General features: G+C 64.2%; 15 protein-coding genes. 8 read left to right on the top strand and 7 right to left on the bottom strand.

Going from position 1 to position 12,557, the window contains the following annotated elements; genetic code table 11:
* Positions 1–397: 397 nt before the first annotated feature.
* The 3 genes from NKK47_RS13815 to NKK47_RS13805 are packed head-to-tail and all read left to right on the top strand — an operon-like array spanning position 398 to position 2,786.
* A complete protein-coding gene (locus NKK47_RS13815; protein ID WP_023677897.1) occupies positions 398–1,189 on the top strand; it encodes a DUF3108 domain-containing protein in 792 nt (263 codons plus the stop codon).
* A gap of 41 nt (positions 1,190–1,230) precedes the next feature.
* On the top strand, positions 1,231–2,118 hold the full coding sequence (yddG, locus tag NKK47_RS13810) for an aromatic amino acid exporter YddG (protein WP_352577248.1): 888 nt from the start codon (positions 1,231–1,233) through the stop codon (positions 2,116–2,118).
* Positions 2,115–2,786: a lysoplasmalogenase family protein gene (locus NKK47_RS13805; protein ID WP_352577246.1), complete on the top strand. Its 672-nt coding sequence runs from the start codon at positions 2,115–2,117 to the stop codon at positions 2,784–2,786. Before yddG ends, NKK47_RS13805 begins: the two co-directional genes overlap by 4 nt.
* Positions 2,787–2,790: 4 nt before the next feature.
* On the opposite strand, the gene NKK47_RS13800 is transcribed toward NKK47_RS13805, so the two are convergent.
* Together NKK47_RS13800 and gloB are read right to left on the bottom strand one after the other, a co-directional pair.
* Positions 2,791–3,219: a cupin domain-containing protein gene (locus NKK47_RS13800; protein WP_352577244.1), complete on the bottom strand. Its 429-nt coding sequence runs from the start codon at positions 3,217–3,219 to the stop codon at positions 2,791–2,793.
* Between the two features lie 21 nt (positions 3,220–3,240).
* Positions 3,241–4,008: a hydroxyacylglutathione hydrolase gene (gene gloB, locus NKK47_RS13795; RefSeq protein ID WP_352451211.1), complete on the bottom strand. Its 768-nt coding sequence runs from the start codon at positions 4,006–4,008 to the stop codon at positions 3,241–3,243.
* A 98-nt stretch (positions 4,009–4,106) separates the two neighbouring features.
* Between gloB and NKK47_RS13790 the strand changes: the two genes are divergently transcribed.
* The 3 genes from NKK47_RS13790 (at position 4,107) to NKK47_RS13780 (ending at position 7,720) form a co-directional block, all read left to right on the top strand.
* Positions 4,107–4,877: a class I SAM-dependent methyltransferase gene (locus NKK47_RS13790; RefSeq protein WP_352451212.1), complete on the top strand. Its 771-nt coding sequence runs from the start codon at positions 4,107–4,109 to the stop codon at positions 4,875–4,877.
* 127 nt (positions 4,878–5,004) lie between these two features.
* On the top strand, positions 5,005–6,837 hold the full coding sequence (locus NKK47_RS13785; protein WP_352577242.1) for an ABC transporter ATP-binding protein/permease: 1,833 nt from the start codon (positions 5,005–5,007) through the stop codon (positions 6,835–6,837).
* Positions 6,838–6,913: 76 nt separating this feature from the next.
* Positions 6,914–7,720: a DUF1194 domain-containing protein gene (locus tag NKK47_RS13780; protein ID WP_023677905.1), complete on the top strand. Its 807-nt coding sequence runs from the start codon at positions 6,914–6,916 to the stop codon at positions 7,718–7,720.
* Positions 7,721–7,738: 18 nt separating this feature from the next.
* Here the strand turns inward: NKK47_RS13780 and NKK47_RS13775 are convergent, their stop codons facing one another.
* Positions 7,739–8,764 carry an RNA polymerase subunit sigma-70 gene (locus tag NKK47_RS13775; RefSeq protein WP_352577240.1) on the bottom strand — a complete coding sequence of 342 codons (1,026 nt, stop codon included), beginning with the start codon at positions 8,762–8,764 and terminating at the stop codon, positions 7,739–7,741.
* A gap of 42 nt (positions 8,765–8,806) precedes the next feature.
* On the bottom strand, positions 8,807–9,553 hold the full coding sequence (locus tag NKK47_RS13770) for an SDR family NAD(P)-dependent oxidoreductase (RefSeq protein WP_352577238.1): 747 nt from the start codon (positions 9,551–9,553) through the stop codon (positions 8,807–8,809).
* 192 nt (positions 9,554–9,745) lie between these two features.
* Here NKK47_RS13770 and NKK47_RS13765 point away from each other — a divergent pair, with 192 nt between their 5' ends.
* Complete coding sequence (locus NKK47_RS13765) at positions 9,746–10,108, top strand: DUF1330 domain-containing protein (protein WP_352577254.1); 363 nt, start codon at positions 9,746–9,748, stop codon at positions 10,106–10,108.
* An 85-nt stretch (positions 10,109–10,193) separates the two neighbouring features.
* Here the strand turns inward: NKK47_RS13765 and NKK47_RS13760 are convergent, their stop codons facing one another.
* Positions 10,194–10,400 carry a hypothetical protein gene (locus NKK47_RS13760; RefSeq protein ID WP_352483502.1) on the bottom strand — a complete coding sequence of 69 codons (207 nt, stop codon included), beginning with the start codon at positions 10,398–10,400 and terminating at the stop codon, positions 10,194–10,196.
* Between NKK47_RS13760 and NKK47_RS13755 the strand changes: the two genes are divergently transcribed.
* Entirely contained in the window at positions 10,399–10,620 is a 222-nt protein-coding gene (locus tag NKK47_RS13755) for a hypothetical protein (protein WP_352577236.1), read from the top strand. The genes NKK47_RS13760 and NKK47_RS13755 overlap by 2 nt on opposite strands.
* A 51-nt stretch (positions 10,621–10,671) precedes the next feature.
* Here the strand turns inward: NKK47_RS13755 and metW are convergent, their stop codons facing one another.
* Together metW and metX are read right to left on the bottom strand one after the other, a co-directional pair.
* Positions 10,672–11,286 carry a methionine biosynthesis protein MetW gene (gene metW / locus NKK47_RS13750; protein ID WP_352471435.1) on the bottom strand — a complete coding sequence of 205 codons (615 nt, stop codon included), beginning with the start codon at positions 11,284–11,286 and terminating at the stop codon, positions 10,672–10,674.
* Positions 11,287–11,344: 58 nt separating this feature from the next.
* Positions 11,345–12,514, bottom strand: a complete 1,170-nt coding sequence (metX, locus tag NKK47_RS13745; protein WP_292661143.1) for a homoserine O-acetyltransferase MetX — start codon at positions 12,512–12,514, stop codon at positions 11,345–11,347.
* Positions 12,515–12,557: the final 43 nt, after the last annotated feature.

The raw sequence follows: 12,557 nt of genomic DNA, 5'->3' as shown, positions 1-12,557 counted from the left end.
GCGGCCGGAGAGGGGCCTTCGTAGAGCGCGGTTCCCCCTCTCCGTCTCGGCTTCGCCGAGCCACCTCTCCCCCACTTTCGTGGGGCGAGGAACGCAAGCTGGAGTGAAGCCGCAACCCTTTCCCTCTGCCGGGCCGAGGCAGATCGGCAAATTCGTCGAGGTCGCCACATTTTGTTCTTGCTTTGTGCCGGCAGCTATGCTACTAATTTTGGTATGGTGCCAATTGGCTCCAACGACCCGCCCGCCGAGGCGGGTTTTTTATTTTGGCCGTCGACCAGCCCCAACGTTGCCTGCCGACGGCGCCTTTCACATTAAGGCCGGAATTCAGCCTATAAGCGGTCGCACAGGGACATGCCAGACCGGAGCCGCCCGTCCGGTCGACAATCAAGGACCCGCCATGCCTCGTTCTTTCCTCCATGCCCTGGTCGTGCTGATGGCCGTCGCGCTTTCGACGACGGTTTCGGCCGCTGAGCCGCAATCCTTCACGGGCGAATATTCGGTGTCGTTCCTCGGCCTCTCCGTGGCCAAGGCGAAATTCTCCAGCCATTACGAGGGTGACACCTATTCGATCGAGGGCAGCGTTTCCGCCGCCGGGCTCGCCACTTTGTTCGACGATACGCGAGGCACGATCTCGTCGAAGGGCAAGATTTCGGGCAAGCAGTTGCAGCCGCAAGCGTTCCACGCCGACTACACGTCCGGCAAGAAGGCATCGATGATCGACATCCAGTTTGCCAACGGCGTCGTCACCTCGACCAAGGTCGTGCCTGAGCCGAAGAAGCGCAATCCCGAGAATTGGATACCGCTGGTCGGCAGCCATCTCGTATCGGTCCTCGATCCGATGGCCGCGACCGTCATCCATGCCGACAGCCTCGACCAGGTCTGCGGGCGCACGGTGAAGCTCTATGACGGCGAAATGCGTGCCGATCTCAAACTGACCTACGAGTCCAAAGGGTCGATCTCGGTGACCGGCTACGAGGGCGATACGGTCACCTGCAGGCTGGGCTTCGAGCCGGTGGCCGGCTACCGCAAGAACCGCAAGGCGCTGAACTACCTGAAGAAACGCAGCCGCATCATGGTGACGTTTGCACCGGTCGGCCAAAGCGGCGTATATGCGCCGATCCGCGCCACGGTCAGCACGCAAATCGGCCCGTTGACGATCAGCGCGGAGCGGTTCGAAGCGAACGAATAGGCGTGATGGTGCGCCGCCAACGGGGCACGGGGGCGACGGATATGGCGCGCGCAACACTGATCGGCTTCTCCGCGGTCGCCATGTGGGCGCTGCTGGCGCTGCTTACGGATGCTTCGGGCGCCGTGCCGCCGTTCCTGCTTTCGGCAATCACCTTCACGATTGGCACTTGCGTCGGGCTGGTTGCCCGGCTGTTCATGCCGGCAGCCGATGGCGCCGCGAAGATACCGCGCCAGGTCTGGGTGATCGGCATTGCCGGCCTGTTCGGCTACCACTTCTTCTACTTCACCGCGCTGCGCAATGCGCCGGCCGTCGAGGCCAGCCTGATCGCCTATCTGTGGCCGCTGCTGATCGTGCTGGGGTCGGCGCTGATGCCTGGCGAGCGGCTGGCCTGGAACCACGTCGCCGGCGCGCTGCTCGGCCTTGCCGGCACGGTCCTGATCGTCACCAAGGGCGGCGGGCTTGCCTTCGACGCGCGTTATGCCTTCGGCTATGCCATGGCGGGCGTCTGCGCGGTGCTGTGGTCGTCCTATTCGCTGTTGTCGCGGCGCTTCCCGTCGGTGCCGACCAGCATCGTCACCTGGTTCTGCGCCGCCACCGCGGCCCTTTCGCTCGTCTGCCATCTGTTGCTGGAAGAGACGGTGCTGCCCGCCGGCGCCGGCCAGTGGCTGGCCGTGCTCGGCCTCGGTCTGATGCCGGTGGGGGCGGCGTTCTATGCCTGGGATATCGGCGTCAAGCGCGGCAACATCCAGGTGCTGGGGGCGGCGAGCTATGCCGCGCCGCTGCTGTCCACCCTGGTGCTGATCGCCGCCGGCTTCGCCGAGCCGTCATGGCGCATCCTCGCCGCCTGCGTGCTGATCACCGGCGGCGCGGCACTGGCGGCGAAATCGCTGTTCCTGCGCAAGAGGGCCGCGAGCGAGGCAAACGCATGATGCCGTTTCCCGGCGGCATCGATGCCAATGCCAATGCGACGCTGCTGTTTTCGCTGGCGGCGGCGGTGATTTACGCGTTCAGCCTCGGCATGCCGCCGCGCCTTTCGCGGTCGGCGGCAAGGACATTGGCGGTGGCGATGCTGGCGGTGCTGGTCGCGCAGCAGGGCGGCCCATGGCTGCTCGTCGCCGCGCTGGGCGTCAGTGCCGTCGGCGACGCCTTCCTGTCGCGCGACGGCGAGAAGGCATTTCTTGGCGGCACGGCCAGTTTTCTTGCCGCGCACGTACTTTACGTCGTGCTGTTCCTGCGCGCCGGCAGCGGCCTCGGGCTGCTCTCGGCCGAACCGTGGCGAGGAATTATTGCCCTGGCGATGGCCGTGTTGGCGGTGGCGATGGTTTTCGCGCTCCAGCGCCGCATCGGCCCGGCCTTGCGTTTGCCGATCGATGTGCATGCCGCGGCACTGCTTGCCATGGGCATTGCGGCGCTCACCCTGAACAGCGTCGGGGTCATTGGCGGCATCGTCCTGCTCATGCTGTCCGACGGGCTGCACGCTGCGGAAAAGTTCCTGCTGCCCGCCATCTCGCCGCACCGCATTTGGGTGCGCCATGCAGTCTGGGCGCTGTATTACGTCGGCCAGCTGGCGATCACGCTGGGTTTGCTGCTGGGCTAGGTGCCTAGGGCGTTCCCGGCAGCCAGCCTGGTTCGGCAAGTTCGAAGGCGGCGAAATCGAAACCCGGCGCCACGGTGCAGCCGACCAGGGTCCATTCGCCGAGGCTGCGTGCCGACTGCCACCGGCCTGCCGGCACGACGATCTGCGGTCGCTCGCCCGCGGCAAGTGCCGTACCGAGGACCTGCTCTATGACGGGACCGCCTTCTCGGTGTATCGACAGCGCCAGCGGCGCGCCGTCATAGAAGTGCCAGACCTCCGCCGCGTCCCTGACCCGGTGCCAGGCCGACAATTGGTCCTTCTCGAGGAGGAAATAGATCGCCGTCGAATGGCCGCGCGTGCCTGCCGCGCCGTCGCGAAAGGTCTCGGCATACCAGCCGCCTTCCGGATGCGGCTTCAGGCCGAGCAGGGCGATGATTTCGGCGGAACTGGTCATGACCCTAGCTCCTGGCGCCGCTCAGAAATTGTCCTTGCGCTTGCGGATCTCGGCGAACACTTCGGCATCCGAGGCCTTCTCCAGGCCGAGATGCCTGCGGATCGCCGGATCGTGCCAGCGCAGGAACGGATTGGTCGACAGTTCCTCGCCGATCGTCGTCGGCAGCGTCGGTTTGCCGTCGGCGCGCAGCGCCTCGACCTTGGCGGCGCGCTCTTTCAGCGCCGAATTGGTCGGGTCGACGGTGAGCGCGAAACGGGCATTGGCCAGCGTATACTCATGGCCGCAATAGATAACCGTCTCGGCCGGCAGCGCCGCGAGCTTCTTCAGGGATTCGTACATCACCGGCGGCTTGCATTCGAGCAGCCGCCCACAGCCGAGCGCAAACAGCGTGTCGGCGGCGAAAGCCACTTTCGACGCCGGCAGATGATAGGTGACATGGCCGGCGGTATGGCCGGGTGTGGCGATGACCTCGATCCGCTCGTCGCCGAGATGGACGACCGAGCCTTGCTCGACAGTTTCGTCGATGCCGGGAATCTTTGCCTTTTCGGCTTCCGGCCCGACAATGCGCAGCTTGAAGCGCTCCTTCAGCGCCAGATTGGCCTCGACGTGGTCGAGATGGTGGTGAGTGGTCAGGATCATCGTCGGGGTCCAGCCGGTGCGCTTGATCGCCGCCAGGATGGGCGCCTCCTCGGGCGCATCGATGAGCGCCGTCTGACCGCTTTTCGGGTCATGCACCAGCACGCCGAAATTGTCGCTGCGGCACATGAATTGTTCGATCTCGACCGGCATCGCATCTCTCCCTTTATTGCCGCAGACATAGGGCGCCTGCCAGCCGATGTCATCTGCCTTTGTTGAACTTGGACTGCTTCGAAGCTACCGTTCCGCGCATGCATTCAGACATTGTCGATCTCCGTTCGTTTTATTCAACCACGCTCGGCCGCCTGGCCGAACGCTCGATCACCATGGCGCTGTCCTCGATATGGGCCGTCGTGCCCAACGAGCGGCTGGTCGGCCTCGGCTATACCTTGCCGTGGCTGGAACGCTTCGGCAGCGATGCCGAGCGTGTCTTTGCCTTCATGCCGGCAACACAGGGCGCGGTGGTCTGGCCGGCGACCGGGCCGACGGCGACCGCGCTGGTCTTCGATGAGGAACTGCCGCTGGTCGATTCCTGCATCGACCGCATGCTGCTCGTCCATTCGCTCGAACATGTCGAGAACCCGCGCGAGACGCTGAACGAGATCTGGCGGGTGCTGTCGCCGGCCGGCCGTGTCGTCATCGTCGTGCCCAACCGGCGCGGTGTCTGGGCACGCTTCGAGCATACGCCTTTCGGCAATGGCCGACCGTTCTCGCGCGGCCAGCTGACCGAATTGCTGCGCGAAGCGAATTTCACGCCGGCGGCGTGGTCCGATGCGCTGTTCTTCCCGCCGTCGCCGCGACGTTTCATGATGCAGTTCCATAACGTGCTGGAACGCGCCGGCCGGCGCTTCTGGCCGATCTTTTCGGGCGTTATTGTCGTCGAGGCGCAGAAGCGGCTCTATCAAGGCGTGCCGGTTGCCCAGCGCGCGTCCCGCCGCGTCTTCGTGCCGGTTCTCTCGCCGCATGGCGCGCCGACGCTTGGCCGGCTGTCGCGGGCCGAACACCCGGCACCGCCAGGATGACGCGTTCGTGATCCGAGACGTGCTTTTTCACGCCTATCTGACGATATCAGGTTTGCTGTCCGATTGAAGGCCGTGCGGCCGATCCTATGACCGGTTTGGCATTGCTCCGAATGCAAGGATTTAACCGATGGATGATCGTCCGGATGTCGAGGCCAGCGCCCAGAAGCTTGCCACGTCGATCGAAGCCAGCAGCCTGCGTGAGCAGCTGGCAACAATCAAGATAGCGCTGACCACCTCGCCGGTGCGAAAACAATTGCTTTGGGCAGCGATCGGCATCGTCGCCGTCATCGTGGCGAGCTCAATCGGGCAGGTTCTGCTCAATCGCTGGAACCAGCCTTTCTACGACGCGCTTGCGCGGCGCGACATGCCGGCTTTCCTGCATCAGCTTCTGGTCTTTGCCGGCATCGCCGGCGGGCTTGTGGTGCTCAATGTCGGCCAGACCTGGCTCGACCAGATGCTCCGCCTGAAGCTGCGCGAGGCGCTGACGCTCGACCTGATCGACGAATGGATGCGGCCGGCGCGTGCCTTCCGGCTGACCCATGCCGGCGCCATCGGCGTCAATCCCGACCAGCGCCTGCAGCAGGATGCCGGGCATCTCTCCGATCTTTCCACCGGTCTTGGCATCGGCCTGCTGCAGTCCTGCATCCTGCTTGCCTCGTTCGTTGGGGTCCTGTGGTCGCTGTCTTCCGGCTTCGTCTTCCACATAGGCGGCCATTTGCTGGCCATACCCGGCTACATGGTCTGGGCGGCGATCCTTTATGCTGGCACCGCCTCCTGGTTGAGCTGGCTGGTCGGGCGACCGTTGATCCGCTTCAACAACGATCGCTATACGCGTGAAGCGGAGCTGCGCTCCTCGGTGGTTCGCGTCAACGAGAATGTCGATGCCATCGCGCTGGCGCACGGCGAGGCCGATGCCAGGCGCCGGCTCGAATTCGATCTCGGCATGGTGCTGGGCGCCATGCGGCGCATCTACAGCGCCCAGATCAATCTTTCCTGGGTTACCGACACCTATGGCTGGATCACTGTCGTCGCACCGATCCTGGTCGCCTCACCGGTCTATTTCGCCGGCGATATCAGCTTTGGCGGCCTGATGATGGCCGTCGGCGCTTTCAACCAGGTCCATTCGTCGCTGCGCTGGTTCATCAACAATATCGGCGGCATCGCCGATTGGCGCGCTACGCTGATGCGGGTCGCCGACTTTCGCATCGCGCTTGGCGACACCGACGCGCTGCACCATACGGAAAGGCGCATTTCGTTCGGCGAAAACCCGGACGGCAGCCTGACCTTCGAGAAACTCGAGGTCGCCTCGCCGGAGGGATGCACCAAGCTTGCCGAGCCGCATGTCGAAATCCGCGCCGGCGACCGGGTCATGATCACCGGAGATCCGGGCGCCGGCAAGACGCTGTTCTTCCGGGCCATTGCCGGTCTGTGGCCATGGGGCAGCGGACGGATCGGCATGCCGGCCGGAGAAGCGCCGATCTTTGTTCCGCGTACCCCCTATTTCCCGCTCGGCAAGCTGCGCGAGGTGCTCAACCATTCAGACGGCGCGGCGGAGGCGAGCGATGCCGAGATCTCGGAGGTGCTGGCCGATGTCGGGCTGCAACGCCTGTCGTCCTCGCTCGATCGCTCGGCGCGCTGGGAGCGTGAGCTCAGCGACGACGAGCAGCGTCTGCTGGCCTTTGCCAGGCTGGCCTTGCGACGGCCGAAATGGGTGATCATCGACGAGGCGCTGGACGCGTTCGACGGCCCAACGCTGAGGCAAGTGCTGTCGATGCTGGAGAAGCGCCTTCCCGACGCCGCGATCCTCAATATCGGCCGCGGCCAGCACAATGCCCGCTTCTTCCGGCGGGCGTTGACCATCGTCAAGGATGCCGGCCAGCCGCCACTCAAGCCGGCCCGTATCAGGGCAGGTGCCATCGAACCGCCCCCGGTTGTCGTTTCGGCTGGCCGAAAGAAATAGAAGGCAAGCTTTATTTCGCCGCGATCGCGGCGAAAAACTGTCGCGATCGTTTCAGATGGGAACGTTCCGATCGGCCATGCTTGACGCTCTCGCCCTGCTCGCCTGCCTTGCCTGCACCCCGGCGGCACCTGCGGCCGCACCGGCCAATGCAATTGCCGTCGATGTCGAGCTGGTGCTGGCCGTCGACATCTCGCAGTCGATGGATGAAAGGGAGTTTGCCCTGCAGCGCGCCGGCTATGTCGCGGCGCTGCGCCACCCCGACTTCATCAACGCCGTGCGTGCCGGCACCTTCGGCCGCATCGCCATCGCCTATTTCGAATGGGCCGGCACCATCCGCGACGATGCGGTCATTGCCTGGCAGGTCGTCGACAGCAAGGAGAGCGCCAACGCTTTCGCCGACAAGATCGCGGCCCGCCCGTTCAGGAGCTTTCGCGGCACCTCGATTTCCGGTGCTGTGGCTTTCGGTGCCGAGCTTTTCAACGGCACGGCCTTCACCGGCAAACGCCGCGTCATCGACGTCTCGGGGGACGGCCCAAACAACACCGGCTTGCCGGTCACAACGGCACGCGATGCGGCGCTGGCGAAGGGCATCGTCATCAACGGGCTGCCGATCCTGATCAGCCCGTCACCCACCTTCAGCCATCTCGACCGGTACTATGCCGAATGCGTCACCGGCGGGCCGGGCTCGTTCGTGCTGCCGATCTATGCTGCTTCCGAATTCGCCACCGCCACTCGCCGCAAACTGATCCTCGAGGTCAGCGGCATCGAGTATCCCAAGGTGGATCCGAGGACGATCCGCATCGACGCACCGATCGACTGCCTGCAAGGCGAGCGCGACCGAAGGTTTTTCTCGGACCCATATTTCCCGGAACTCGACCGATAAGGCTGGCCCAGGGGTAAGCTAAGCTGGTGGCAGGCCGAAGGCCGGGAACAGAGATGGCCCGAGCGGCCCTATGAAGATCGTCAAGGAAGCGATCCCGCCCTCGGCTGCGTCGAACACATGCAGGGAATGGGCCCGCCATTCAGGGCCGTCGTGGCTGCGGGAATAAACCCCGACCGCCGGCTGGGCATTGGCACGGGTGGCCAGCGTGCGAAAGCCGCCAAACCTCGGCCAGACGGTCTCGAAGAAACCGCGGATCGCTTCGCGGCCTTGATACCATTCACGCCAAGGCGGCATGGTATAGATGGCGTCCTCACGCAGCAGCTCGATCAAGCTGTCGAGATTGGCGGCCTGCCAAGCCTGCATGTAGCGTTCGAGCAGCAGGCCTTCTTCGGGGCTGGGCCGTGATCGGCTGGCCGGCCGTCCCTGAGGATAGCGCGCTGCAAGGGTTGCGCGGGCGCGCTGCAACGCGCTGTTGATCGAAGCCGTCGATCCGCCCAGCAAACGCGCCGTCTCGACGGCCGACCATCCGAGGACGTCGGCAAGCAGCAGCGCGGCGCGCTGCCTGGGCGGCAGATCCTGGATCGCCGCGACGAAGGCGAGCTGGACGGCCTCGCGGCTCTCGTAACGGGCTTCCGGACCTGGCTCGCTGCCGGCAATGTCTGGAAGCTCGGCGTCGGGGTAGGGCTCCAGCCAGGCGATGTCGGCTACCGGCCCGCCTATGGCCGCCCCGTGCGAGGGCGGCCGTCCGGGTTCCCGGAGAATGCGACGCGCCCTCGACCTCGCCTTGATGGCGTTGAGGCAAGCGTTGGTGGCGATCATGTAGAGCCAACCGCGAACCGAACCTCGCCCGTCGAACTCTGATCTTGCGCGCCAGGCGCGAAGCAACGTGTCCTGGACGAGGTCGTCGGCCTCGTGCAGCGAACCCATCATGCGATAACAATGCAGCTTGAGCTCGCGGCGATGCGCGGCCGTGACCCTCTCGAAGGCCAGCCGATCGAGGATCGGCTGGCGTGATGGTTCCAGAGGTGGTTGAGCGTCTGTCATGTGGCTTGTGCGGTTACGAGCGAGCGTTGCATTACGCGCCCCTCAGGCGGCCGGGGCAAGCCCGCTGCCGCTCACCATGAAGGAACTGCCTTGCGGCTGGCCGGTGGCGAGTGCGACCACCGCCCGTCCGACATCGGCCGGCGTTTGCATGTCGGTCATGGCGGCGTTGAAGTCCGCCGGCTGGATGCCCATATAGGCCGCTATGCTGTCGACGCCGGCCTTGCCCACGCCGGTTTCCGGCATGATGCGCATCGGCGCGAGCGCCATGAAGCGCAGGCCGAGGCCAAGCCGGTCGGCCTCCTTCTGGCTATGACCGGCCAGGAACATCTGCATGCGTTTTGCGCCGGCATAGCCGCCGGCGTTCGGTGGTCCGCCGGTCAAGGCCGCGCCGCTGGAGATCAGAACGATCCGGGTCCCCGGCTTGAGCGGACGCCGCAGAGCGGCCCGGCAAAACAGGAACGACGCCTTGACGTCCGTGTCCCAATTTGCCGAGAACGCCTTCCAGTTCTGTTCATGCACCGGCGCAGAAGGCGCCAGCGCACCTGCGCAGATCACCAGCACGTCCGGCTCAAGCGCGGCGAAGACCTTATCCGGGGCGGAGTCCACCGTAGCATCGACCGCGAGCGTCTTCACGCCCGAGACCTCCCAGGCAAATTGCGCCAGGGCCTGTTTTCCGCGGGCAACGGCCAGCACCGTCGCTTTCTCCTTGAGAGCCGCCTCCGCGATCGAGCGGCCGACACCACGGCTGCCTCCGACGACGACGACATTCTGATTTTGCAACGATCCCATGGATCACCTCTCGTTCCCGGCCGCCGGACCATCCAGGCGCGCTCATCGATAAGGACAGCGCAGGTGGGTGGAAATCATCGGTGCCAGGCGGAAATATCTTTCAGGTGACGGCAGCCGCGCTTCGTTTTTGTATTCAGTGTCATTACCTCTGGGGTAATCGACCAGCGCATTACGTCTCGGCAAACTGCTCCCATCAAGCCGGTTGTCCGGCCTTCGACCACAAGGAGATACGCCACGACCGCCTATGCCGTCGCCCATATGCGCCAGGTCACGCCGGGGCCGCAGATCGTCGAGTACCTGCACAAGATCGATGAAACGCTGGAACCGTTTGGCGGCCGCTTCGTGGTGCACGGAGGCGAGGTGGAAGTCGTTGAAAACACCTGGCCGGGCTATCTCATAGTCATCGAGTTTCCCAACCGGCAGCAGGCACGTGCATGGTACGACTCGCCCGCCTATCAGGAGATATTGCCGCTGCGTACCGGCAATTCCCAGTCCGACGTGGTCTTCGTCGACGGCGTCCAGCACCCGCACAAGGCCACGGACGTGCTTGAATAGGGGGAATGATCGGGTACAACCGGCGTCTATGGTGCCGCCATCTATCTGGCGGCACCGAATTTGGATCGCGTCTGCATTGGCAGCTTCACCGCCCCTGCAGCACCTTGATCGCGTTGGACATGTCGCCGTGCGACAATGCAGCCAGGTAATCCGAGTAGTTGATCCTCCCGTTCGCGAAGCCGTTCATCAATCGCGTGCAGAACGTGTGTTCCAATCCGGCATCCGGGACGTTCATGAGCGCGGCGAGGTTTGCCCTTTCAACCTTGCCGAACCGCATCTTGAATTTGGTCATGCACCGCTGGATCGCCTGCCGTTTCAGCGCCGGGCTGCCGCTCAACGCGACTTGTCCATTCTGGAAATCGGTCTTCGACGTCGTGCATCCGGAAATCAAAGTGGCCGACATCAAAGCTATTGCTAATACTAACGTCTTCATTGCTTCCCCCAAACCAACCCGTTTGAGACCTGTTAAAGCAACAAAGAATGCCGGGCAACTTCATTGGATTGAAAATTGAAAATATGGTTTCTTGCGCAGGTCTGAGGTTCGTTGCTTCTGCCTGTCAAACCTATCGTTTCAGCAGGAATACCGCTTGCTGGCCGAAAAAGTTCCAGAACCACCAAGGCATGGAGAAACCGATCCGCTGGCCGTTGGCGTCGAGCGCGGTTGCCTTTTCCACTGTCGCGCCAAGCTCGTCGCACAGATTGACGAAGTCGCGAATGGTGCAGAAATGGATGTTGGGCGTGTCGTACCAGGAATAGGGCAGGTCCTTGGTCACCGGCATGCGGCCGTTGAAGAGCAGCGAAAGGCGCACCCGCCAGTGGCCGAAATTCGGGAATGAGACGATGGCGCGGTTGCCGATCCGGAGCAGTTCGTCGAGCACCAGCTTCGGATTGCGGGTCGCCTGCAAGGTCTGCGACAGAACGACGAAGTCGAAGCCCTTGTCGGGATAGAATTGGAGATCCTTGTCGGCATCGCCTTGAATAACCGACAGGCCGCGCGCCACGCATTCGTTGACGCCGCGCTGCGACAGTTCCAGCCCGCGGCCATCGACCTTCTTGGTCTCCTGCAGCAATTCGAGCAGCAGGCCGTCGCCGGAACCGACGTCCAGCACCCGCGACTGCGGCGGGATGAGATCGGCGACGACTTCGAGGTCGACGCGCTGGGCGCGGTTGACGCTCATGCCTTCGGCTCTTGCTCGGCACATGGTCCTGATCCGAACAATCCGCAACTTTTCGGGGTCATGCGCCGAGCCCTCTCGCCCGCGCGGCCGAGGCGATGAAGCCCTTGATGGCGGCGAACAGTTCCGGTTCGTCGAGCAGGAAGGCGTCGTGGCCGCGGTCGGTCTCGATCTCGACGAACGATACCGAGGCGCCGGCCGCGTTCAGCGCGTGCACGACCGAGCGGCTCTCCTCGGTCGGGAACAGCCAATCGCTAGTGAACGAAACCAGGCAGAAGCGCGTCTTGGTGCCGGCGAAGGCATCGGCCAGCCGGCCGCCATGGTCGGCGGCGAGATCGAAATAATCCATCGCCCGCGTCATGTAGAGATAGGAGTTGGCATCGAAGCGATCGACGAAGGTCATGCCCTGATGGCGCAGATAGCTCTCGATCTGGAAGTCGGCATCGAAGCCGAAGGTCAGCGCTTCGCGGTCCTGCAGGTTGCGGCCGAACTTGCGGTGCAGCGCTGCTTCCGACAGATAGGTGATGTGGGCGGCCATGCGCGCCACCGCCAGCCCCTTTTCCGGCCGCTTGCCATGCTCGAAATATTTGCCGCCATGCCAGTCCGGGTCGGCCATCACTGCCTGCCTGCCGACCTCGTGGAAAGCGATGTTCTGCGAGGAATGGCGGGCACCGGTGGCGATCGGCAACGCCGAGAAGACGCGCTCCGGATAGCTGGAGGCCCATTGCAGCACCTGCATGCCGCCCATCGAGCCGCCCAGCACGCTGAACAGCTGTTCGATGCCGAAATGCTCGACCAGCATCAACTGCGCCCGCACCATGTCGCGGATGGTGATGATCGGCAGGTCGAGCCCGTAGGGCTTGGCGGTGGCGGGATTGGTCGAGGCGGGGCCGGTGGAGCCGAGACAGCCGCCGATGACGTTTGACGAGATGACGAAGAAACGGTCGGTATCGATGATCTTGCCGGGACCGATCAGCACTTCCCACCAGCCCGGCTTGCCGGTCACCGGATTAGTGTTGGCGACGTGCTGGTCGCCGGTCAGCGCATGGCAGACGAGGATGGCGTTGGAGCGCGCATCGTTGAGCGTGCCATAGGTCTGGTAGGCGATCTGGAACGGCGACAGCAGCGTGCCGGCGTCGAGCTTGAGCGGCTTGTCGGCGCCGAAACGCAACACCGGGCTCGACGGCTGGTCGGCCTCGTTGTTGGTTTTTCGAGCGCGCAAAGCGACCATTACATCTCCTTGCCCGGCCTTCCGTTGTCCGCCGGTCTGGGCA

It is taken from the genome of Mesorhizobium sp. M0019, from assembly GCF_040323975.1.
In the GTDB taxonomy this organism is placed as follows: Bacteria; Pseudomonadota; Alphaproteobacteria; order Rhizobiales; family Rhizobiaceae; genus Mesorhizobium.
Note: the sequence above shows the minus strand (reverse complement) of the source record. Positions and strands in the feature narration are given on the sequence as shown.

Excerpts from the sequence above, each read along its gene's own strand:
- NKK47_RS13815 (WP_023677897.1), top strand. The coding sequence starts at position 398 with ATGCCTCGTTCTTTCCTCCATGCCCTGGTCGTGCTGATGGCCGTCGCG.
- yddG (WP_352577248.1), top strand. The coding sequence starts at position 1,231 with ATGGCGCGCGCAACACTGATCGGCTTCTCCGCGGTCGCCATGTGGGCG.
- NKK47_RS13805 (WP_352577246.1), top strand. The coding sequence starts at position 2,115 with ATGATGCCGTTTCCCGGCGGCATCGATGCCAATGCCAATGCGACGCTG.
- NKK47_RS13800 (WP_352577244.1), bottom strand. The coding sequence starts at position 3,219 with ATGACCAGTTCCGCCGAAATCATCGCCCTGCTCGGCCTGAAGCCGCAT.
- gloB (WP_352451211.1), bottom strand. The coding sequence starts at position 4,008 with ATGCCGGTCGAGATCGAACAATTCATGTGCCGCAGCGACAATTTCGGC.
- NKK47_RS13790 (WP_352451212.1), top strand. The coding sequence starts at position 4,107 with ATGCATTCAGACATTGTCGATCTCCGTTCGTTTTATTCAACCACGCTC.
- NKK47_RS13785 (WP_352577242.1), top strand. The coding sequence starts at position 5,005 with ATGGATGATCGTCCGGATGTCGAGGCCAGCGCCCAGAAGCTTGCCACG.
- NKK47_RS13780 (WP_023677905.1), top strand. The coding sequence starts at position 6,914 with ATGCTTGACGCTCTCGCCCTGCTCGCCTGCCTTGCCTGCACCCCGGCG.
- NKK47_RS13775 (WP_352577240.1), bottom strand. The coding sequence starts at position 8,764 with ATGACAGACGCTCAACCACCTCTGGAACCATCACGCCAGCCGATCCTC.
- NKK47_RS13770 (WP_352577238.1), bottom strand. The coding sequence starts at position 9,553 with ATGGGATCGTTGCAAAATCAGAATGTCGTCGTCGTCGGAGGCAGCCGT.
- NKK47_RS13755 (WP_352577236.1), top strand. The coding sequence starts at position 10,399 with ATGCACCGCTGGATCGCCTGCCGTTTCAGCGCCGGGCTGCCGCTCAAC.
- NKK47_RS13760 (WP_352483502.1), bottom strand. The coding sequence starts at position 10,400 with ATGACCAAATTCAAGATGCGGTTCGGCAAGGTTGAAAGGGCAAACCTC.
- metW (WP_352471435.1), bottom strand. The coding sequence starts at position 11,286 with ATGAGCGTCAACCGCGCCCAGCGCGTCGACCTCGAAGTCGTCGCCGAT.
- metX (WP_292661143.1), bottom strand. The coding sequence starts at position 12,514 with ATGGTCGCTTTGCGCGCTCGAAAAACCAACAACGAGGCCGACCAGCCG.